This is a genomic window from Nocardia yunnanensis (genome assembly GCF_003626895.1).
GTDB classification, from domain to species: domain Bacteria; phylum Actinomycetota; class Actinomycetes; order Mycobacteriales; family Mycobacteriaceae; genus Nocardia; species Nocardia yunnanensis.
Window position 1 is genome coordinate 3,627,152 of sequence record NZ_CP032568.1, and the last position, 21,082, is coordinate 3,648,233.

The 21,082-nt window shown below is 66.1% G+C and carries 23 protein-coding genes and 1 pseudogene; 18 read left to right on the forward strand and 6 right to left on the reverse strand.

Annotated features, from left to right (window positions below; translation table 11 throughout):
- The first annotated feature begins 18 nt into the window (after positions 1-18).
- From pyrH to D7D52_RS16865, 3 genes are all read left to right on the forward strand, one after another.
- Positions 19-753, forward strand: a complete 735-nt coding sequence (pyrH, locus tag D7D52_RS16855) for a UMP kinase (RefSeq protein ID WP_120737594.1) — start codon at positions 19-21, stop codon at positions 751-753.
- Positions 754-789: 36 nt separating this feature from the next.
- Positions 790-1,347: a ribosome recycling factor gene (frr, locus tag D7D52_RS16860; RefSeq protein ID WP_120737596.1), complete on the forward strand. Its 558-nt coding sequence runs from the start codon at positions 790-792 to the stop codon at positions 1,345-1,347.
- A 238-nt stretch (positions 1,348-1,585) separates the two neighbouring features.
- Positions 1,586-2,479: a phosphatidate cytidylyltransferase gene (locus D7D52_RS16865; RefSeq protein ID WP_120744176.1), complete on the forward strand. Its 894-nt coding sequence runs from the start codon at positions 1,586-1,588 to the stop codon at positions 2,477-2,479.
- 35 nt (positions 2,480-2,514) lie between these two features.
- Here the strand turns inward: D7D52_RS16865 and D7D52_RS16870 are convergent, their stop codons facing one another.
- Complete coding sequence (locus D7D52_RS16870; RefSeq protein ID WP_120737598.1) at positions 2,515-2,835, reverse strand: LapA family protein; 321 nt, start codon at positions 2,833-2,835, stop codon at positions 2,515-2,517.
- Between the two features lie 88 nt (positions 2,836-2,923).
- A complete protein-coding gene (locus D7D52_RS16875) occupies positions 2,924-3,379 on the reverse strand; it encodes an SRPBCC family protein (protein ID WP_120737600.1) in 456 nt (151 codons plus the stop codon).
- Between the two features lie 78 nt (positions 3,380-3,457).
- On the opposite strand from D7D52_RS16875, the pseudogene D7D52_RS16880 reads away from it, so the two are divergent.
- From D7D52_RS16880 to D7D52_RS16935, 13 genes and pseudogenes are all read left to right on the forward strand, one after another.
- Positions 3,458-4,015, forward strand: a pseudogene (locus tag D7D52_RS16880) (23S rRNA (adenine(2503)-C(2))-methyltransferase RlmN); the annotation flags it as partial.
- A 46-nt stretch (positions 4,016-4,061) separates the two neighbouring features.
- The gene (locus tag D7D52_RS16885) at positions 4,062-5,579 is read left to right on the forward strand and encodes a recombinase family protein (protein WP_120737602.1); all 1,518 of its coding nucleotides are present in this window, start codon (positions 4,062-4,064) and stop codon (positions 5,577-5,579) included.
- Positions 5,580-6,226: 647 nt separating this feature from the next.
- Positions 6,227-6,463, forward strand: a complete 237-nt coding sequence (locus D7D52_RS37800) for a hypothetical protein (protein WP_162958354.1) — start codon at positions 6,227-6,229, stop codon at positions 6,461-6,463.
- A gap of 171 nt (positions 6,464-6,634) precedes the next feature.
- Positions 6,635-8,563: a ParB N-terminal domain-containing protein gene (locus tag D7D52_RS16895; protein ID WP_162958355.1), complete on the forward strand. Its 1,929-nt coding sequence runs from the start codon at positions 6,635-6,637 to the stop codon at positions 8,561-8,563.
- Positions 8,564-8,669: 106 nt separating this feature from the next.
- Positions 8,670-9,791 carry a DUF932 domain-containing protein gene (locus D7D52_RS16900; RefSeq protein WP_120737608.1) on the forward strand — a complete coding sequence of 374 codons (1,122 nt, stop codon included), beginning with the start codon at positions 8,670-8,672 and terminating at the stop codon, positions 9,789-9,791.
- Between the two features lie 85 nt (positions 9,792-9,876).
- Complete coding sequence (locus D7D52_RS37805; RefSeq protein ID WP_162958356.1) at positions 9,877-10,050, forward strand: hypothetical protein; 174 nt, start codon at positions 9,877-9,879, stop codon at positions 10,048-10,050.
- 41 nt (positions 10,051-10,091) lie between these two features.
- On the forward strand, positions 10,092-10,310 hold the full coding sequence (locus D7D52_RS16905) for a hypothetical protein (RefSeq protein ID WP_120737610.1): 219 nt from the start codon (positions 10,092-10,094) through the stop codon (positions 10,308-10,310).
- 101 nt (positions 10,311-10,411) lie between these two features.
- Positions 10,412-10,801, forward strand: a complete 390-nt coding sequence (locus D7D52_RS16910) for a hypothetical protein (protein ID WP_120737612.1) — start codon at positions 10,412-10,414, stop codon at positions 10,799-10,801.
- Between the two features lie 35 nt (positions 10,802-10,836).
- The gene (locus D7D52_RS16915) at positions 10,837-11,304 is read left to right on the forward strand and encodes an LPD29 domain-containing protein (protein ID WP_120737614.1); all 468 of its coding nucleotides are present in this window, start codon (positions 10,837-10,839) and stop codon (positions 11,302-11,304) included.
- Between the two features lie 324 nt (positions 11,305-11,628).
- A complete protein-coding gene (locus D7D52_RS37810) occupies positions 11,629-11,979 on the forward strand; it encodes a hypothetical protein (protein ID WP_162958357.1) in 351 nt (116 codons plus the stop codon).
- A gap of 1,238 nt (positions 11,980-13,217) precedes the next feature.
- Positions 13,218-13,607 carry a hypothetical protein gene (locus D7D52_RS16925; RefSeq protein ID WP_120737617.1) on the forward strand — a complete coding sequence of 130 codons (390 nt, stop codon included), beginning with the start codon at positions 13,218-13,220 and terminating at the stop codon, positions 13,605-13,607.
- Between the two features lie 93 nt (positions 13,608-13,700).
- Positions 13,701-14,060, forward strand: a complete 360-nt coding sequence (locus tag D7D52_RS16930; protein WP_120737619.1) for a hypothetical protein — start codon at positions 13,701-13,703, stop codon at positions 14,058-14,060.
- Positions 14,061-14,167: 107 nt separating this feature from the next.
- Positions 14,168-15,136: an NYN domain-containing protein gene (locus D7D52_RS16935; protein ID WP_120737621.1), complete on the forward strand. Its 969-nt coding sequence runs from the start codon at positions 14,168-14,170 to the stop codon at positions 15,134-15,136.
- Positions 15,137-15,170: 34 nt separating this feature from the next.
- Here the strand turns inward: D7D52_RS16935 and D7D52_RS16940 are convergent, their stop codons facing one another.
- Complete coding sequence (locus D7D52_RS16940; RefSeq protein WP_120737623.1) at positions 15,171-15,593, reverse strand: hypothetical protein; 423 nt, start codon at positions 15,591-15,593, stop codon at positions 15,171-15,173.
- A gap of 114 nt (positions 15,594-15,707) precedes the next feature.
- The gene (locus D7D52_RS16945) at positions 15,708-16,154 is read right to left on the reverse strand and encodes a hypothetical protein (RefSeq protein ID WP_162958359.1); all 447 of its coding nucleotides are present in this window, start codon (positions 16,152-16,154) and stop codon (positions 15,708-15,710) included.
- Positions 16,155-17,264: 1,110 nt separating this feature from the next.
- Here D7D52_RS16945 and D7D52_RS37815 point away from each other — a divergent pair.
- Together D7D52_RS37815 and D7D52_RS16955 are read left to right on the forward strand one after the other, a co-directional pair.
- Positions 17,265-17,582, forward strand: coding sequence for a plasmid mobilization relaxosome protein MobC (locus tag D7D52_RS37815; protein WP_162958360.1), 318 nt, complete (start codon positions 17,265-17,267; stop codon positions 17,580-17,582).
- Entirely contained in the window at positions 17,582-19,261 is a 1,680-nt protein-coding gene (locus D7D52_RS16955; RefSeq protein ID WP_187703164.1) for a relaxase/mobilization nuclease domain-containing protein, read from the forward strand. The genes D7D52_RS37815 and D7D52_RS16955 overlap by 1 nt, the downstream gene beginning before the upstream one ends.
- Positions 19,262-19,351: 90 nt before the next feature.
- Here D7D52_RS16955 and D7D52_RS16960 read toward each other — a convergent pair whose 3' ends face one another.
- Entirely contained in the window at positions 19,352-19,909 is a 558-nt protein-coding gene (locus tag D7D52_RS16960; RefSeq protein WP_246024008.1) for a GNAT family N-acetyltransferase, read from the reverse strand.
- Between the two features lie 28 nt (positions 19,910-19,937).
- Positions 19,938-20,996 (reverse strand): aldo/keto reductase, encoded by a 1,059-nt coding sequence (locus D7D52_RS16965; protein ID WP_120737631.1) that lies wholly within the window; start codon positions 20,994-20,996, stop codon positions 19,938-19,940.
- Between the last annotated feature and the right edge of the window lie 86 nt (positions 20,997-21,082).

Below are 21,082 nucleotides of genomic sequence, written 5' to 3' on the forward strand. Positions count from 1 at the left end.
GCCGAGACAAGGAGACCGATGACGGACCCGGATACCGCCCCAGATCGCAAGGGCTATCGCCGAGTGCTCCTCAAGCTGGGTGGCGAGATGTTCGGCGGCGGCCGGGTGGGTCTCGATCCCGATGTGGTGCAGATGGTCGCCGAGCAGATCGCCGAGGTGGTCTCCGAAGGCGTGCAGGTCGCGGTCGTGATCGGCGGCGGCAACTTCTTCCGCGGCGCCGAGCTCGAGGAGCGCGGCATGGAGCGGGCCCGCTCCGACTACATGGGCATGCTCGGCACCGTCATGAATTCCCTTGCGCTGCAGGACTTCCTGCAGAAGCAGGGCATCGACACCCGGGTGCAGACCGCCATCACCATGGGCCAGGTCGCCGAGCCGTACCTGCCGCTGCGCGCCCGGCGGCACCTGGAGAAGGGCCGCGTGGTGATCTTCGGCGCAGGCATGGGCATGCCCTACTTCTCCACCGACACCACCGCCGCCCAGCGCGCGCTGGAGATCGGCGCGGAAGTGGTGCTCATGGCCAAGGCCGTCGACGGCGTCTACACCGCGGACCCGCGGGAGGACCCCGACGCCACCATGTTCACCGAGATCACCCACAAGGAAGCGCTGGAGCGCGGTCTCAAGGTCGCCGATGCCACCGCCTTCAGCCTGTGTATGGACAACCAGATGCCCATGCTGGTGTTCAATCTGTTGACCAAGGGAAATATCGCCCGTGCGGTCGCCGGTGAGAAGATCGGCACGCTGGTCCGGTCATGACCGAGACAAGAACGATGACGCAGTGGAGGAATCGCCGTGATTGAAGAAGCGCTCTTCGACGCCGAGGAAAAATTCGAGAAGGCCGTCTCGGTGGTGAAGGACGACCTGGGTTCGATTCGGACCGGTCGCGCGAATCCGGGCATGTTCTCGCGGATCGTGGTCGATTACTACGGTTCGCCGACGCCGATCACCCAGATCTCCTCGATCACGGTGCCCGAGCCGCGCATGGTCGTCATCAAGCCGTACGAGCAGGCGCAGATGCAGCCGATCGAAACCGCCATCCGCAATTCGGATCTGGGCGTGAACCCCACCAACAACGGTGACATCATTCGCGTCGCCATCCCGCAGCTCACCGAGGAGCGGCGCCGGGAGATGGTGAAGCAGGCCAAGTCCAAGGGCGAGGACGCCAAGATCTCGATCCGCAATGTGCGCCGCAAGGCCATGGACGAGCTCGGCCGCATCCAGAAGGACGGCGAGGCCGGCGAGGACGAGGTCGGGCGCGCCGAGAAGGAACTCGACAAGACCACGGCCAAGTACGTGGCGCAGGTCGACGAGCTGGTGAAGCACAAGGAAGCCGAACTGCTCGAGGTCTAGGACGGCCGATCTTCGGCCGGGGGTAGGGACGAACGGACGACAAGTGAGCGACGGGACAATCGTGGCCGAAGAGACTGCCGCCACCGGCGAGGCGCCGGAGGAAACCACCGCGCCGACGGTGCATTCGGCGGGCACGAATTCGGCTGTGCCGGGCAGTGGTTCGGCGGCAGGTGGTTCGGTGGCGCCGGGCGCCGGTTCGGCGCTGCCGGGCAACGGCACCACGGAATCGGGCAACGGGGTGGCGGGGCCGGGTGACGGCGCCGCCGAGTCGGGCAGTGCGGCGGACTCCGGCCAGGGCGCGGCCGCCGCGCCGGCGTCCAAGGCGGGCCGCAATCTACCTGCCGCGCTGGCGGTCGGATTCGGGCTCGGGTTGTCCCTCATCGCGATTCTGCTGTGGGCGCCCAAGGTGCTCGTCGGCGTGATCGCGGTGGCGATCGCGGTGGCCACCTGGGAGGTGACCAAGCGGTTGCGCGAGGCCGATGTGCTGGTCCCGCGCATTCCCCTGATTCTCGGCGGGCAGGCCATCGTGTGGCTGGCCTGGCCGTGGGGTCCGCAGGGGGTGCTGGGCGCGTTCGGCGCGACGGCGCTGACGCTCATGGTGTGGCGGCTGTTCGACCACGGTTTGCGCGCGACACCGCGAAACTACCTGCGCGACACCGCGATCTCGGTGTTCACGCTGATCTGGATTCCGCTGCTGGCCGCGTTCGCGGTGCTCATGCTGTCGCAGCACGACGGCAATCTGCGGGTGCTGACCTTCATGATCCTGGTGGTCTGCTCGGATGTCGGCGGGTATGTGGCGGGGGTGCTGTTCGGCAAGCATCCGATGGTGCCGCACATCAGCCCGAAGAAGTCCTGGGAGGGCTTCGGCGGCTCGCTGGTGTTCTGTGTGATCGGCGGTCTGCTCACGGTGACGCTGCTGCTGCAAGCCAATTCGATGATCGGCGTGCTGCTGGGTGTGGGCCTGGTGCTCGTCGCCACCAGCGGTGACCTGATCGAATCGCAGATCAAGCGGGAGCTCGGCATCAAGGACATGGGGACGCTGCTGCCCGGCCACGGCGGCATCATGGATCGTCTCGACTCCATGCTGCCGTCCGCGTTCGTCGCCTGGCTGGTGTTGACCGCGCTGCTGTAGCCGCGTCGCCTTTGTAGCTACGTCGCCTTCTCGAGTTACGTCGCCTTCTTGGCGGCGCGCCGCAGTTGCAGGATGCGGTAGCCGCCGATGAGGGCGGTGAACAGCGCGCCCGCGATCACCGACAGCAGCACGAGCACGCCCAGCGGCAGATTCCAATCCCAGGCGAAGGCCGTCACATTGACCTGTTCGAGGTTCTGCAGGATGAACACCAGCAGCGCGATGCCGATGAGGGCCGCGATGACCAGGCCGACCCAGGCATATCCGGCGCGCGTCTCGAGCGCGCCCTGACCCTTGTGCTTCGAATTGCCTTGACTCGGGGTCGGGTCCGCTCCCGAGGCTGGCACGGCGGTAGTCATAGCAAGATCGTATGTGACGAGCGCGGTGCGCCCCGGGGGCTCGAACCCGCGTTTCGGCGCGAACCCGGAAGCGGGGCGGCGGGCGGCGTCAGCGCGCCGATTCGACCTCGGCTTTGAGGTTTTCGAGGGTCTTGCGCATGCCCTCGCGGTTGGTCTTGCCGCGCGTCCAGCCGGCCAGCAGCCAGTACAGGCGCAGCGGTTCGTGCAGGCGGAACGATTCGGTGACCAGGGTGCCCTCGGCATTGGGTTCGAACCGGTAGCGCCAGGTGTTCATCTTCATGCCGCGGGGGCCGAGGACCGTGAACGCGAATTCGCGACCCGGCTCGGCCGCGATGACGCGGCACACGGTCGAGTACTTCAGACCCCACCCATTGCGATCGACCTTGCCGCGGAACTTGGCCCCGACCACCGGGCCGCTCGCGCCGCCCACCCATTCGGCGCCATAGGTCTCCGGGCTGAAACGCCCGACCGTGGTGACATCGCTGACCAGTTCCCAGATCCGCTCGGCCGGGGCCGCCATCTGGAGCGAGACTTCATCGTGCACGATGTGCAGCCTATGTCAGTCGCGCCGATCCGGCCGGTGGCGAACCCGGAAAATGCCGGTACGTACACTGGACGGGTTATGACTACCCCCTTGCCCCTCGTTTTCGACGCCCCTCGTCGTGGCATGCCCCCGCGGCATCTCGCCGACCTCGATTCGCAGGAGCGCAAGGCGGTGGTCGAGGAGCTCGGACTGCCGAAGTTCCGGGCCGATCAAATCGCGCGGCAGTATTACGGCCGGCTGGTGGCCGATCCGGAGCAGATGACCGATCTGCCGGAAGCCATGCGCGCCAAGGTCGCCGAGGCGCTGTTCCCGCGGCTGCTCACCGAACTCCGCCACATCGAATGCGACGACGGCACCACCCGCAAGTCGCTGTGGAAGGCCAATGACGGCACCCTGCTCGAGTCGGTGCTCATGCGGTATCCGGACCGCAACACGCTGTGCATCTCCTCGCAGGCCGGGTGCGGTATGGCGTGCCCGTTCTGCGCGACGGGTCAGGGCGGACTGAACCGCAACCTGTCCACCGCCGAGATCGTCGACCAGGTGCGCGCCGCCGCGGCCGCGTTGCGTGACGGTGAGGTCGCCGGCGGTCCGGGCCGCCTGTCCAATATCGTCTTCATGGGTATGGGCGAACCCATGCCCCCCGTTTGACAAACGCTCTGACCTGCGACGATACTCCCTAACCATGGTTAACGTGCTTTACGCTGAGCGGATCAGCCTCGATCGCAAGGAGCGGTCCACCGACTCGATCGAGAGGCAGCACGCCAAACTGGAGTTGCGCCGCGAAGAGGAGTCGCGGTCGCGTGCTGTGACCGTCGTCGGTCACGCAGTTGATCGCTCGGTCTCCGGCAGTGTCGACATGTTCGACCGCCCGAAGCTCGGTCAGTGGTTGAACGAGGAAGGGCGCGACCGCTGGGATGAGCTATGGGTGACAACCCAAGACCGACTATCCCGAAATGACATACATTTCTTGGCGTTCGTATTCAAGGTTCTTGAATGGGGAAAGACGCTCGTCGTTCTCGATGATCCTTCGCTCGATCTTCGCACGCCCGAGGGTAGGTTGATCGCCCATGCAAAAGCGCTCGGCCCGTCCAAGGAACTAGCGCGTATTCGTGCGCGTATCACTGAGAGCCATGAAACTCGACGCTACACCAGGGCGTGGCCCGGCGGAGTGCCGACCTATGGCTACGTGACGACGAAGATAATTTTGGATGGCAAACCCCGAAAGGTGCTCCAGCTCGATGAGTATATGGTCTCGGTTCTTCACGAGATGCGACGCTGGATGGTTGAGGGCGGCGACACAATCAAAGGTGTTTGCACCAAACTGAATGCTCGAAAAGAGCTTACTGCTAAAGACCGGTGGCGCTTGTCCATCGAGCAGCCGATCAAGAACGGCGTTGGCGAAGTTTGGTCACCTTCATCAGTTTCCTACCTGTTGTCTTCCCCGGCATTGCTGGGGCAGAAACTGCACAAGACGAAGCCTATGTTCAACCCGGACGGTTCTCCGCTCATCATTGCCGACCCTGTTTTCGATCGCGAGGAATGGGCCACCCTTCAGGCGGCGATCAACGAGCGCCGACGTTCTCCCTATCGGAAGTATGGCGCATCGCCACTTCTGGGAGTTACTTTCTGTGGCCGCTGCGAAGCCTCGGCAACACATGTTGCAACGTTCCGGGGTGAAGATGAGGCACCACGATATAGGTACTACAGATGTACCAATCAGCGACAAGAAAAACCGTGCCCCGGTGTCAGTAAAAAGGCTGCCGAGGTCGAGGAAATTGTTGAACGGGTCTTTCTGCAAGAAGTTGGCGATATCAATGTCGCCACCAAATCGTGGACTCCGGGAGAAGATCACGCCGAGGAGTTGGCGCGGGTCCGTGCAGCTATTGCACGGCTGGAGAATGAACGTGATACGTCCCTCGGATGGGACGACGAGGACGAAGAAGGTTATCTTTCTCGCAAAGCGCGTCTCGTAGCTCGTAGAAACGAGCTTAAGTCTAAGCCGAGCCGTCCTTCTGGATGGGCGTATACCGACACTGGTCAGAAATATCGCGATGCCTGGGAAATGGCGGACGAGCAAGGCAAGAGGAAACTCTTGGTCGACGCCGGTGTTCGGTTCGTCATCAACGCACCGGATGACTTTGACGTCCAAATTCCGGACGACATCGCTGCCCGGCTCCAAGCTGTTTCCCTGGTCGCGTAAGCGACTCCCGCGCAGCAACTCCAATTCAACTAGTTCGCCTTTGCTTCCGCACGACGCCAATAGGCTGTGCCATTCACTATGTCAGCGAGCGCTGCCAGCGCACGGACGGCCCGCGGGGCCGGCGTTTTGGCCCGCCCCCTCGGAGGCAAAGGCCCCAGGGGGCTTGCCGCCAAAGGCGGCGACTCAGGTTTGAAATGCCCCTGTAGCCGTTTAACGCGACACATCAAGGACCCCCGCAGGGCCGCGCCCCGGGGTTGTCTTCAATCGAGGGTTCGCCACCCCGCAGCGTAGATTCTCGCCTTCTCGGGGCTGCGGCGAAAGCGACGGTTCCCGCCGTTGATGGAAAACGCCCGAAATGACCGGCTCCTACGTCGCCGGACTTGATTAACGCTGGGCGTTTCGCTGAATTCTCTTTATCTTTTTTCCCTTCCGGCTTCGCGATTTTGGGCCGGGAATCCGGCGGTTCGTCAACCCCTGTTCCCGAAAATTTCCGCCCCCAAGGGGCCAGCTCGCGCTGCTCGTCGGAATTTTTCGGACAGGGGTTGCGCCCCGACGGATCTCCCGGCCCGAAATCTCTTTCGCCGGAAGGGCAAAAAGAACGGGCGGTCAGGTGGGGGCCGCACTAGCAGTCAGGAGGCGATCTCACGATGAGCACTACCGATGTTTTGACGCGCAGCGAGTACAACGCGAAGCGCCGCAACGAGCACGCCGGGCCGGTATCGGAGTTGATGCCGGAAACCGTGGAGCGGTTCAAGCAGCTGTACCCGGATTGGAAGGGCAAGAACTGGCACGTCTGCGCCGGTGCCTACGGGATGCATCTAGGGCCGGTGAACCTGGTCCGCGACTCCCAGCCCGACGAGGCACCCACGGACGCTACCGCGTGACACCCCGAACACCGCACCGATTCGGCGGACTCCGCTCCGCCGGTCGGCCGGACACGCACTGACCAATTCTCCGTGCGGCACAACACCACTTGAAAAGGCGCGTCGGATATCGCGCCGATCTCTCACTCTTCACAGAAAGCGAAGACCATGACTCACGGCACCGAAACCGACATGACCAACACCCACAACACCGAGGTTCCCGACACCGATACCAGCGCCGTCGCCGGTGGTGAGGTGGCCGTGGTCGACTCGCCCGCGCTGGAATCGGCCGAGGTCGTCTACGACGCCGAATTGGTCGAGGAGCAGCCCGAGGACTTCCGGACAGCCGAAGTCGATCCGGGCGAACTGGACTTCGAGGTTCCCGAGGGAGAATCCCGCTACGACCTGGACAACGACCCCGAATTGGTCGAGTCCGTGCGGGCGTGGGGTGTGCTGGAACCGGTGACGGTCTACCCCGGAGCCGAGGGCCGCTACCGGGTCGCGCGTGGCCGACGCCGGGTGCTGGCCGCACAGTTGACCGGCCGAAAGGTTCCGATCGTCGTGCGCGGCATGATGGGGAACGAGTCCGAGGCGATGATTCAGACCATCGCGGCCGAGATGCACACCAACGACCGCCGCACCGATTACACCGATCGGGAGCGTGCGAACCGGTGGGCTCAGATGTCGCTGTACGGGGCGAGCGTGGCCCGGATCGTGCGTGACACTTCCGCCAAGCGCGACGAGGTGAAAGCCGCACTCGCGGCGGTCGATTCAGGCGTGGCTATGGATGCGGTGGATTCCGGGCAATTCAGTTTCGAACAGGCCGCCGTGATCGCGGAGTACGAACAGGCCGGGGATGTCGACGCAGTGTCACGGCTCATGAGTGTGTCCGCCGAGGGGTTCGCGGTCGAAGCAGGCAGGATCGCGGCCGACCGCGCCCGGATCGCCGAACAGTTCCGTGCATCGCTGGCCTACGCCCAGCGCGGATTTTCGTTCGTGATCCGTGAACCCGGTTCCGCCGGAACGGAATTGCCGGATGGCGAGTACCTGCGCGCCGAGGAACTGCGAACCGCCGAGGGCGGGGAGGTCACTCCCGAAGTGGTGGACGCCGCGCCGGGGCTGTGGTCTATGTATCTGGAGCAGTACCCGGAATCGGTGGCAGTCGACGCCGAGACCGGCGAGCCGGTCGACTTCGATGAAATCGACTGGGAGACCCGCCACGACCGCAGCAGCGCGGCTTATGAGGGGTTGCGGCATTTCGACAGCATCACTCTGGAAAGCAGCTGGCAGCCCGAGTACTGGCTACCGGTCGAGAACCTGGAAGCGTCCGGGCTGGTCGTAGCCGAGGAGATCGCGCCCGGCCTGATCATGGTCCCCGACACCGCTGAGGACGCCAGCGAGGACGAGGAGCCCAAGCAGGGCGAGGACGCCAGCGAGGCGGGGGAGGACGAGGAGCCCACGGAGGGCGGCCAGGACGCTACCGAGCAGGCAGCAACCGAGGAAGCCCGGCGTGCGGCAGGGGAAGCCGCTATCGCGGCGTTGGAGGCGCGTCGTGTCGCCGAGGAGAAGCGCGCGGAGGACACCCGCGAGCGGCAGCGGGTTATCGCGCTCAACATCGAGGGCACGGCGGCGAAAGAGGAGCGGTGCGTGTTCGTGGCGCAGTTGCTCACCCGCAAGACCCTGCCCAGTGATGCCGCTGCGTTCATCGCGGAGGCGCTGTTGCTCGAGCCGGATCTGTTGAACCGGCATCGTTCGCAGTCGGGGGCGCTGGAGTTGCTGAACTTCGGCGACCGTGACAAGGCGTGCAAGCACAACGAGGACGCCTCCGAAAAGCGAAGCCTAGTACTGGTTTACGGGCTGGTACTCGGCGCGCACGAGGCCCGGATCGAACAAGACCATTGGCGGGCCAAGACCGATGGGTTCTGGGGTGACGGGCCGGGCTACCGCCGCTACCTGCGCCATCTGGCCGACCAGGGCCACCGGTTGGAACCGGTCGAGCAGGTCACGGCCGGACATCTGGATTTGGCCGATATCGACATCGAAGCCCTGCGCGCCAAGCACAAGGCCCAGCGCGAGGAGCAAAAGGCACTCGCCGCCCAGGCATTCGCCGCCGCAGCCTGACCAAACCAACACCCAACCGCACGACCTATCGCGACACCGGCCCGCCCGAACCAGGCGCGGCGGGCCGGTCGAGCGCGCCGAAAAACACTGTAGGAGAGCAAAACTCATGTCTCGCGAGACCAGCGAATGGCTGAACACGCAAACCCTTATCGGGATGACCGATCAGCGCGGCACCGCATGGCACTACCGCGCCGAGCACCAGGGCGACGAACCCAACCATTACCCGAGCTATATCCCGGTAGCGGATGTGCGGCGCAGGCTGTTCGGGTGGCGCGCGGAGGCGGTGCCGCCGCATTACCCGGTGCCGTTCGGCGCTACCCCGGAGACCCCGGCCGATCCGGCCAACCCCGGTTATCGGCTGGTCGAAGTGCCGGGGTCGCCGTTTCCGATGATGGCGGATCTGTCCCGGCAGCTGGTTTTCCGCAGCGATACCGGCCGCCCGCTGGGGGTGTTCTCGAGTAAGTACCCGGTGATGCAGTACGGGGAAATGCTGTTGGACGGCTTGGCGGCGCTGGTGACCCCGGACGGTTTGGCCGTGTCGGATGATGCACTGGGGATCGGGTCGGCTGGACTGTTGAAGGGCGGCGCGGTCGCGTGGGTGCAGATCGAACGCCCCGACACTGTGACCACGTCCGAAGGCGTCGATTTCCGGACCTCGATTCTGGCCAGCGCGTCGATGGATGGATCGTTGCCGCTGTCGTACGCGGCGGTGAATCAGGTTGTGGTGTGCGACAACACCCACGCGTGGGCGTTGGACGAGGCCGAGCGCTCGGGGCGGATCTGGAAGCTACGCCGCCGCTCCGCACTGTCACAGTTCGCGTTCAAGGACGCCCGCGCGGCGTTGCAGATGGTGGTGGAAGCCGAAGACGGTTTCGCCGCTGATATCGCGAAGCTGTGCGATCTGTCGGTGAGCCCGGCCCAGTTCCGCAGGCTGCTGGACGATTTCGCGCCGATGCCCGACGAGGACGCGCCCAAGGCGACCCGGACCCGGGCCGAGAACAAGCGAGGCCAGATCGAAAAGCTCTGGGTATCCGACGAGCGCGTAAAGCCTTGGACGGGAACCGGTTTCGGCTGGCTGCAAGCCGTCAACACGTGGCAGCACCACATGCGACCCGCCCAGGGCGACCGCGCCGGGCGCAACACCACCAACGCGGTAACCGGCAAGACCGCCGATGCCGACACGCTCACTCTGGAACGGATGTTTCAGGTGCTCACCCCGGCCCGATGACATGGGCCACCGAAGAGACACCGCCGCCATCAGCGCGCTACTTGAGGAATTGGACAAGCTAGTGCAATCCGCGCCCGGTGGCCCGATGAGCTTGTCTCGCAACGGGATTGCGGCCATGAACGCGTGCACCCGTGCGGTTTTCGGAAACGCCGCCGTCGATCCCGCACCGCTCGAGGCATTCGCCCAGCGCTGCACACGCGCGATCGAGATAGCCCACGCCCTCACCGCTGCGATCACCGCGCCCGAGGGCACCGAGTAAACCCGGCCGCCGCCCCAGGTGGCCGAGCAGGAGAGAACGCCATGGGTCGACAGACCAACACCAGCCACAAAGCCCACTACCGGAAGTTGCCGGACGGCGGGATCGGGTGCCACGAGTGCGAGGAGCCCGCGACCCGCTGGATTGATTGGGAGCGCTACGGAATACGGCGCTGGCTGTCCACCGCCTACTGCGACGTACACGGCGACTGGTGGTTACGCGAGTTGGCCGATCCGACCGTCCGTGTTCGCCCGATCCGCTGACCAGCGCGCGGCCAGGCACACGCCAGCCGCGCGCGGTCCGCCGCGCCCGTCCGCGAAATCCACTGTTCTGCAAACGAATTCGAGAAGGAACGCACAACGCTATGACCAGCAACGACCACCGGAGCGCCGAGTTTCCGCCGATCATCACTGCCGCCGATATCGTCGGCGGGCGTGATCAGGTCAACCACGTAACCCTGTCCGCCGAGCACCACCACATCGCACTGCGTTTCGTGCTGCGGGTGGATTCGTACCTAGGCCAATCCCGTTTCACGGTAGAAGGTTTCGGCCGGTTGGATTTGCAATGGCGGGTGCTGTGGTCGATCACCCCCGAGACCTACGCCTACGAGTCCGGCCCGGACACCCCCGCCGTCACCGACCCGGAGTCGACTCTGATTGCCAGCCCTTCCAGCCGCACCGACGAGATCAAGGCGCAGAGCTGGCAGAAGATCATCAACACACTCGCCGCCCACGCCGACCGGATTCTGTCCTGAAACAGGCCGCGACACCGGAGAAAGGAGCAGCGCCAATGATGGAGATTCCCGAGGCGGCGAAGCTGTGGAAACGAGCCCTCCAAGCGGAGTGGCCCGGCGTCCGCTGGTCGGTGCGTTCGGCCCCGCGCGGCTGGTTCACCGTGATAACGGCTTGGGAGGACGGGCCGACCGCCGAGGCGGTCAGTGTGTTCTGCCAGGCGTGGAAAACCGTCTACCCCGACGCCGCGACCTGGGTAAGCGATTCCGGATTGCGGCGCGGCTACAGCCCGGCCGGATACGCCACGGCGATTGAGGCGATTACCTGCGACATCCCAGATATGCCGATTCCGCGCACGCCGGACGGCGGGCTGGATATCCGCGCGGCGCACGCGCAGACGTGGCGGGGGCCGGTGAAGGTCGCCGGACAGTTCTACGGCCACGATCACGTGTACGACCTGGTTGCCGTGGTTGAAATGGTCGCTGGTGACCATGACTACACCAAGGCCGAGCAGGCAGCGAACTAACTCAATAGCGCAACGTGGGTGAGGCCCCGACCGAGGTCGGGGCCTCACCCACGTTCGAGTGCGGAGCCGCGAGCGGCTCCGCACGCCTAGGCCCCCGACGCGCTGGCGCGCGTCGGGGGCTTACGTCGTGCCGTGCGCGGACGAGCCACGCACGGCACGACCGGTCGCGCGCGGGTACCAGCTCAGTCGCCGGGGCTGCGCGGCGTGCGCCGGGGGACAACGCCGGTAGGCTGGCTGGCCGTGTGGTGGTGGTCGCGGGGGAGTGAGACGGAAAGACTCGCGGAGTCGCTGACCGCGTGGCTGGCACCGATCAGGGCCGGCGGGATGACCTCAGCGCAGACGACGAAGCTGATCACCGCCCACACTCAGCAGTGGGCACAGGCACAACGCTGGCGCGTTCAGTTCGAGGCCCCTGCTCTGGTCGAGCGACGAGTGAGCAACGGCAGGCTCTACCGCGGGCGGATCGACGTGTTGTGCACGCGTAGATGGTGGCGACCAGCGGTGGCGGTGGAGATCGACCGCGCCAACAAACGATGGTCGCTTGAGAAGCTGATCGCCGAGGCCGACGCGGGACATGTGGCGCTGTGGGTGCGCTGGCGAGGCGACTCCATTATCGAGGTTCCGCCCACGGTCGGGCTGGTCGACATCCGCGCGAGCATTCAGCAGCCGGGCTGACCGCCCCCTAACGCCAGCCCTTCCGACTTCTTGCCAGCGAAGCGTCACGCGGTCTGGTCGCGCAGCGCGTGGCGGCCGGGCCGAGTCGGCGGTTGCGGTTCCGCAGGACGCTGCGCCGGGTGATCATCAGGCAGTGAGACCGCCGGTGCCGCCGTGTCTATCCGAGGCAATCGGTCGGTCGGATGATCGAGAGCGCGGCGCAGTGCGCCGACGAACGAATCCGGATGTCCATACCGAGCGGTGACCTGCTCCAGCAGTTTCTGCGCGGCAGCAGTAGGCGGTGTTTGCACTTTCGTCCTCCGGGTGGGCGTGCTGAGTCCAAGCGGCTGGGCGAACAAGCAAGGGCACCGACGGGCGGCGGCGAAGCGATGCTGCGGAGCGTGCCGCCTGCCGGTGGCACCAACCGGCCCGGCGTCCGTCCGTGGTTGCGCGGAGAAACGGACGCCGGGAACCGATGGTGCGGCCCCGAACACTCCGCCCTGTTGCCCGTATCCGGGAGCAAGGTCTGTGACTGACTAACTTGCCCCGTGCACCACTGCGGAATGCCCGCGGGTCAGAGTAGGAAAGCACCGCCACTTCGCACACGTTTTCGGCGGAACTGGGCCGGTTTGTCGGCAATGTCGGGTCCGCGCGCGCATCGCCCGGCGATCCAACGGACTCGCCGCGTGGGCGAGGTCGAACCCACGTCTGGCCTGCGCGCCAGCGGCACGCCTAGACCGATGGCTACGGTCTGCGATGCCCCTTCACGACGCTGACGCCCGCGCCGGGCAGCCGGCCCGAGGCAGGCTGGGGCGTAGCCCAGGTGCTGCTCGTAGCCGCGTCTGCTCAGTGGTCGGTGGCAACCGCTTTGGTGTCGGCGGTGCGCCACGGCGGGGGCGGTTGCCTCTGGTCACGTCCCCCCCCCCGCGGGCTCAGCCGTCAGGGTGAGGGGCAGGTGCTGGCGGGGCTGGTCGTGGTCGCTGTGCCTGATGGTGGCGTATCAGCGGTGGGCCGTTCGGTTGGTTCCTTTCCTGGTAGGTCGCGCGGACTGTAGTGCGGGCGTCGTCGTCGCCAAACAGGGCTCGCGAAGCTCGACCGGGCGGGGCGAAAACTTTCTTCCCCGGGCAAGGCCGGGTCGCTCGCGCGCTCGCTGAACAAACTTGTTCGACCCCTTCCGGTAAACCCTGTTTGGCGCTCCTCCGTCCCGCACTGGGCCACGAGACACACCAGACAAGGGACCAACCGAAAGGCACACTCCGATGAGCACCATCGTCAAGGGCAACATCGCCAAGATCAGCGACCCGGTCATCTACGAGGCCACCCCCACCCAGGCTGAGTCGATGGCGGTCTACGTGACCATCATCGACAACCATCAGCGCCGCACCGACGACGGTGGCTACACCGACACCGGTTCCACCACATACGAGGTCCGCTACTCCGGCTCCATGGCCATGCGCGTCCTGAAAACCTTCGACAAGGGCGACCCGGTGAGCGCCGAAGTCCGCAACCTGCGCACCGAGATCTTCACCAGCCGCAAAGGCGAACCGCTGGCCAGCATCCGCGCCTTCGGCATCGACCTCAGCGTCAGCTGCCGCTACCGCGAAATCCAGATCATCCGCCCCGACCGCGAGGACCACGCCGCGGTCTGAGGCCCCCACCGGCCGCCCGCCGCACCGGCGGGCGCTGGCCGGAACTGCCCCACGCACCGGCTACGCCGCCAACCACCCTTGAGGAGCTTCATCATGTCCGACCACATCGACTACGCGTGGCGCCCGAACCCGGCGGACAGCCGCTACCGCTTCGCCTCCCCGGCGATCAGCGCCGCCTACGACAACGGCTGGTGGATCATCACCCGCGAGGGCAAAGGGGACTGGCTCCGCTTCGGCCCGGCCGGTGGTCTGCTCTACCGCACCCGCGAGACCGAACCCGTCGGCACGATCTACATCAACGACGACCCCACCGCAGACTGCGAGCCGTACTACTCGAGGCGATTCACCCGTGCGTGCGAGTGCGGGCAGACCCGCTTCCCCGACTACCGCATCGAATCCTTCGTCACCGCTGCCGAAGCGATCGAGGCGGCAGCATTTCACTTCATCTGTTGAAAGGCGAACGCCGCGAGGGCGTGCCGCGGGCTGATGCGGTCCCGGCACGCCCAGCTCGTGCGCAATGCGCGAGTTCGTGGGTGGTGCCGATTACCTTGCCGGAGGTGATGTTCACCGAGACGACCGCAGGCGTCGCCGAATCGGTCGTGCCGATGCACCGCGCGCGCATTTCCGGCTGGTTTCGCGCCGCGTTCTGGCGTCAGGCACCATTGCCGTCGCCGCTGTCCGTTGCGGGTCGGCGAGCGGGTACCGGTGAGGTGGTCGCGGTGCTGTTCGACGCGGACAACATCGCGCCGACCAAGGCCGGCGCGGTCCTCGCCTCGGCCGCAGGACTGGGTTCGCTGCGGATCGTTCGCGCCTACGGTGACTTCTTCAGCACCTCGCTGGCGGGGTGGCGACACGCGATGATCGCGCACGCGATCTCGGGCCGACAGGTCACCACGGTGACAGCGGGCAAGGACACTGCCGATCACGCGATCGTCGCCGATGCGATCCGCTTGGCTTACACGACTGACGTGAGCACCGTCGTGATCGCCTCCAGTGACTCCGACTTCATCGACCTGGCAATGCAACTGCGCGAGATCGGATGCACGGTCCACGGATACGGCGAACGCAAGACCGCTCGAGCGATGGTCGCCGCGTGTGATCGTTTCGTCTACCTCGAAGACCTCTCGCCGCGCCCCTCCGACACCCACGGATCGGGCCGCGCGGCGACGGCCAAGACCGCCGCGAAGGCGACACCGCCGAAATCCGGGCATGCCGCGAAGACTACGGCGAAGGCGAAGCCCGCCCCCGTAAAGGCGGCAGAGTCCAGTCAGGCGTCCGACGATTGGGCCGCCTCGGTCCGCGAGCTGGTGGCCACGTTGAGCAGCGGCTCCAAGGGCGCTGAGTTGCCAAAGGTCTGCCTTCGAATGCACGCACAGGGCATCACCGCTCGCCTGCCAGAGCGCGGGCGCGCCAAACCGGGCCGTTTCCTGACCACCTGCGGGCTGTTCGAGGTCGTGACAACGAAGGACCCGAACGGACGATCCATCCACACCTATTTGCGCAACAAACCGACGCCCGCCGATCGCTGAACCCACACGGCCGAACAGCGGGGCGGTGACCCGGCTACTGGGCTGCGGGTGGTTCCGGAGTGCTGGCCGGTGTCGGAGTCGCGGCCTTGCCCGAGGCGGCTTTGCTCTGCGTGGCGGGCGCGGTGGCGGTTGCGCGTTTGCTCGCTGCTACTCGCGGCTTGGCGGGCGCCGACTTCTTCGCTGCGGTCTTGCGGGCGGCTGTGGGTTTGGGCAGGTCGGTGATCGCCCGATAGCCCGCTTCGTTGAGCGCGCGTTCGCTGAATCCCGCTTTCAGTGCTGCGGCGCGGGTCGCTCGCACGGCGGCCACGTTCTTCGCGTCGAGGCCCGCGAAATTCTCGCGGTCGGCCAGCAGTTTCCGGTAGGCGTCGGCGAGCGGTTGGACCGCCGCGAGTTTCGCGTCCGCCTCGGCGCGCACCAGATCCTCGAGTCGAGCGTATTCCGGTGTCGGTGTGGTCATTCAACCAATGTAAGACCGGACGGTCTCCAGTCGGGGCAGGAACACGAGGGCGTGGCGCCAAGTCGCGCGCGTGGCCGCGCACCGCCGCTGGCGGCGGCTGCGGGCAGCGCGGCTCTACGTCATTCCCACCGGGCGCATTCCGCGCGGCCTGTACTCCAGCGGTTTGCCGCATTGCGGGCATGAGTCGTTCGCTTTCACGGCCTCCTCATCATCGCTGGTGCCGGGGACGATACCGACCAACGAATCGCGGCAGATCGCTCCGTGCTGGCCGACTCGGTGTATCGGCGGGCGCTGGCGAGTCCATCCGACGTAATGACGGACGGCGATGCCGTCCACGTCGCTGTCGCGTAGTTTCGTCGGCTCGTCGAAGCACGCGAAGTAGATGTGCTCGGGATGCTCTCGGCATTCGTTCGAGCATCGGGGCCGGGCGAGCGGTGGGACGTCGCTGAAGGCGGGCTCGGGTGCGACCGGCCGGGCCGGAAGCTGTGGCAGTTCGGCGACGGGCGCGCCGCTCCAGATGTGGTGCGGGTCGGCACCGTGTGCCGCCATGTCGGCGATCAAGGCCGCCATTCGTTCGGCGTTCTCCGGATGGATCTCGAGTAGTGCTGTCCGGTTGAGATATTGGGCTGTCGCCGCGGAAATTCGTTGTTCCCATTCGGCGGTGTCTCGGGTCCTGCATCGGCACATCATGGCCAGCGGCCTACCGTCCCCGAAGGAGCCTTCGTATCCGGCTACTCGGTCTTTGCACCACAGGCACAGCACGCCGCGCTGTTTGCGTTCCGGTGTGCGCGTGGCGGTATCGACGATCATCGCGTGACAGCTCAGGCACAGCATGCACCGACCGCCGAGCAAACGCAGCAACTCCTCAAGCTGCCCCTTGGCGAACCGGTACCTCGAGGTGCACCGTGCTATCCGCTCCGGATACTGCTCGAAGCAGCCCTTCAGGCAGGCCCAATGCGGATCGCGGTCTCTGGTCATTGTCGTGTCCTACCGTCGCTGCTGGATGCTGCGGTAAGCCGCCCGAGTGGAACGTGGGCTAGAGAGACGGTATCGCTCATCTGGTACGAGGCGCGACCACTGGGCAGCGCTGCCTGCAACGCTCCTGCGAAGAGTTTGTGCCGCGCAGCGGCCCCGATGTGCCCCAGAGGTCACCGTGGCCGGAGGTCCCGAAATCCGGCGACAACAGGTTTGCTGAGCCTATCCTTGGTAGCCCTGTGGTGCCTGAGCAAGCTGGACGGTTGGATATCCAACCGGTTGTGGCTTCGCTCACCCCGCCGCTCCCGCAGCGGACCTGGACCCGCCTCCCGGCGTGGCGCTGCGCTGGGCATCTGAACGGCTAACGGCAGTCGAGAGGCTGAACGGCTGACCCGAATCGTGGCATTGTTCGAGTTCACCGCCTTGCGGTGGTCTATCTCGATTCCGTACTTTCGTTGCTGTACTGACCGAATCAGTCGCTCGGTTAGTTGGCAGTTAACGAGAGGTGGCCACGTCATGGCTTCGCCGACGGGAGCCAGCCGCTCCAGTTCAGCTACGACCCCTACAGCGGGCACGGCGATGTCCGGTCGCCCGGCCGAGGACGGCGCCACGGTCTCCCCGCTGCCGGTGCGCGCCCGCGCTCGTCGACGGCAACGCCAGGCCAACACAGCCGGCGGGCGAGGGAAAGCGCACTGCGTGAAGGTCACCCCGGAACAAGAACTCGAACTCGTGGCACGCGCTGGCCGGGCGAAAGTCTCGGTGTCGCGCCTCTTGGTGGAGGCCGCTCTGTCGGACGCGGGGACGTCGGTGGGCGCGAGTCGCGACGTGGCCGACCGCCTGGCGGGTATCGAGCGGCTGTTGGCGAACCTGGCGAACAACGTCAACCAGATCGCCGTGGTCGCCAACTCCACCGGCACGATCGAGCGCGAGGCGCTGGCCGCGAACATGGCCTTGTTGCGCCGCCTGCGCGATCGCGTGGATATTGCCCTCGATGGGTGGAGTGTGGCGGCGTGATGCCGAATGTGACCCGTGGCGGTCACATGGGCGGATTGCTGGCCTACCTCGTCGGGCCGGGCCGGGCCGACAAGCACCGCTTTCCTCACCTGGTCGCCGCCGACGAAACAGTCACCGCGGACTTCCCGATAGGCGTCGAGCTGTCCCCGGCGCAAGCGAACTCGATCGCCCGGCGTTTGGATCGGGCGCGTCGGCTGTTCGGTGTCGAGGTCAATGTCCCGAACTACCTGCGCGACGCGGAGGGGCGTGTCCGTGTCGATGATCGAGGCCGCAAGGTCAAGGACCCCGCCGAGCCGTTCACTGCCGGGCATGTGTGGCACTGTTCGCTGTCCTTGCGGGCGGAGGAAGGCGAGTTGGCCGACGAAACGTGGGGTCGGATCGCGACCGCGTTCATGGACAAGATGGGGTTCACCGCCGACGGTTCCGGTCGCTCATCCGCCCGCTGGGTCGCGGTCCGCCACGGTCTGTCCACCGGCGGCAACGACCACATCCACATCGCCGCCTCCGCTGTCCGCGACGACGGCACGAAAGTCGATCTGTGGCGCGAGCAGAAGCGGTCGCAGCGGGCGGTGGGGGAGCTGGAGCACGAGTTCGGGCTACAGGTTCTCGAATCCCGCCACACCCGGGTCGGCACGCGCGGATTGACCCGCGCCGAACTCTCGCCCGGAGACGATCACACGGTCGCGGAGCCAGCGCGGTGGCGACTTGAACGCGTCGTGCGCGCGTGCGCGGTCGCCTCGCGGGAGGAGGGCGAGTTCGTTCGCCGCCTCCGGCAGGAGAAGCTGATCGTTCTGCCGCGCTACGCCCACGGCGACACCGGTGCGGTGATCGGTTACGCGGTCGCGGAGCCGACGCGCAGCCGCGGGCGGCTGGTGTACTACGGCGGTGGTCGGCTCGCTTCTGATCTGACGCTTCCGGCGTTGCGCAACGAGTGGGACCGCAGCGCGGCGCTGGATGCCGAAGCGGTCGGGGAGTGGCGGGCGGCTCACCGCAATCAGCCGCCGGTCAACTCCGAGGGCACCGAGGTTGTGCCGGTGGACGCGGCCGAGGTGAGTCGCGCCGCCAAGGACTTGCAGTGGTGGAACCGCTACCTGGCTCAGATCCCGCCGGAGGATCATGCCCAGTGGGCGCGCGCTGCATCTCGTACCGCGGGCGTGATGGCCGCGTTGTCGGTGCGCACGGAACCGGTCTCGGGCCCATTAGCGACGGCCGCCCGTGCCGTAGCGAAGTCCGCCCAGCGACCCGCGCACACCCGCTGGCACAAGCCGGCGCGGACACTGACAGCGGGCGGTGCGGCGCTGATCATGCTTCAAACTCGCCAGCAGTCCACGGCCGCTTCCTACCATTTGGTACTCGCGCAACTCACCCGCGCCGCTCGCGCTATTCGCGACGCCCACACCGCGATGGGAGACTTGCACCGCGCCGCTGAACTCGACCAGGCAATGCGATCCGAGCTGGCCGCAGTCCACGCCCGCTACACACCAGCCACAGCGGCCGAGAGCGAGCCGAAGATCATCTCGGCCCAGATGCAACGTGTGCTCGACGGCGCCCGTGAATTCGGAACCGTCGCGTCCACCGAGCCAAGCCAGCGGTCGGCATCGGAGACCGAAAATGATCGAGTATCCGACGATCGTGATTACGGGCTGGACCAGTCCGAGGACTTCGGACCGGAGCAGTAATGATCCGAGCTCGGCTCATCGTCATGCGCGGGCGGTGCTGGCCCACTGCGCGTGGCAGATCGACTGTGAGGGCGATCGCGACGGCCAGTCTCAATCGCGACGCGCAGAAGCGTCCGTGGTGACCGGCCGCATCATCACCAACGAGGTCACATTCAGCGCGGGATGAAATCGGCGGGCCGCAACCGCGAATCCCTCGTGTTGGTAGAACTTGATCGCGCGTGTATTGGAATCTCGGACGTCGAGCCCCAACCAGTCGACTCGGGCTTCGGTCGCGGCCCAATCGAATGCTTCCGCGCATAGTGCTGCTGCCAGGCCGCTACCTCGCTCGGCCGGGAGGGTGTACATGCCCCAGATCATTGCCCACCGATCCTGCGGTCGCACCGGTAGAGCGATATCGGAACTGTCGCGTTCGCAGTCCAAGAACGCTCCCGCCATTCCGCACCAAACTCCGTTGGCCTCTCCGACTACCAGCAGTTGCTTCCCCGGTTGCCGGTAGCGCTCGATGCGTGCTTCCCATTCGGCGGCGCTCAACCCGGCCGCGTAGTCGTAGGTCTCGAGGAAGGCTTCCGGCGCATCGCTCAGGGCTTGGAGCCGGAGCGCGCGGAGGTGCTGACCATCTCCGGGTGTCGCCCTGCGGATGGACCACATCACGGTGCGTCTCCTCGTCGGCCTAGTACTACGGCGCTTGATCAGTGAAGACCTCGAATGCTGCGTCGAGTTCCACTTGCGCCTTGCGCATGGCTGCGCGGGCGATCTCGACAACTTCGGGGGCTGGCGGGTGATCCAAGCACGCGACGTTGGCGGTGACCTGTTCTGGTGTGGTGAACCCGGCGAGGACCGCCGTGTGGTCGCCGTGGTCCAGGCACGACCACAAGGCGATCCGGATCAGTTCTTCCGGATCGTCGTCCCCGATGTGCTGGCGAACAGTATCCAGAGCGGAGTCGATGATAGTGATCGCAGGATCGGTGAACCAACGCTTGCGCGCGCGGTGGTCACCATCGCCGAAGCGGCGGGGCCGGCGCGGCGTGTAGTTGCCGGTGAGCAGGCCCTGCGCGAGCGGCTTGTAGGTCAAGACACCGCAGCCGTGCTCGGCGGCAAGAGCGAAGATCGGGGCACGGGAGGGAGTCAGCAAGTTGTCGCGGACAGCGATCACCTGCGGGCCGATCCGCGAGAACAGCCGATAGAACCTTTCGTACTTGTCGGTGGCGGGTTTGCCAGTGATCCGGTCGAGGGCGTAGCGGTGTGGGCCGCGCATTCCCACTGCGCGGATAAGCCCTTCCGCGCGGAACTGCTCCATGGTGGCGATTGCGGAATCGAGATCGCTGTCCTGGGGGCCGAAGTTGTTGTGATGGAAGAAATACAGGTCGATGTGCTCGGTGCCGAGATGGGTCAGCGACCGTTCGAGCTGGCGACGCATGTGCTCGGGTGTGTACGGGTGCTCAGGGTCGCCCGCGTAGCCCACTTTCGAGGTCAGAGTCATGCTGTCGCGAGGGACTTGACGCACGAGACGGCCGAGGGTGGATTCGGCGCGGCCGTGGCCGTAGACATCGGCGACGTCGTAGAGGGTGACGCCCTTCTCGTAGGCGCAGCACAGTCCGTCGAACGCTTCGCCATCGTCGATCTCGCCCCAGCCAGTCGGCAGGCCGAGGTTTTCGGCCGGGCCGCCGAGTGCCCAGCAGCCAATGCCGAGGGCCGACACGCGCGGCCCACGTTCGCCCAGGGTGCGGGTCAGCATGCGGTGTTACCTCCGTGAAAGATCAGTGTTGAGGCGCCGGGCGTGTCGGTCCTGGCGCTGTTAGGGTGCCTCGGTTGCCTAGTCAG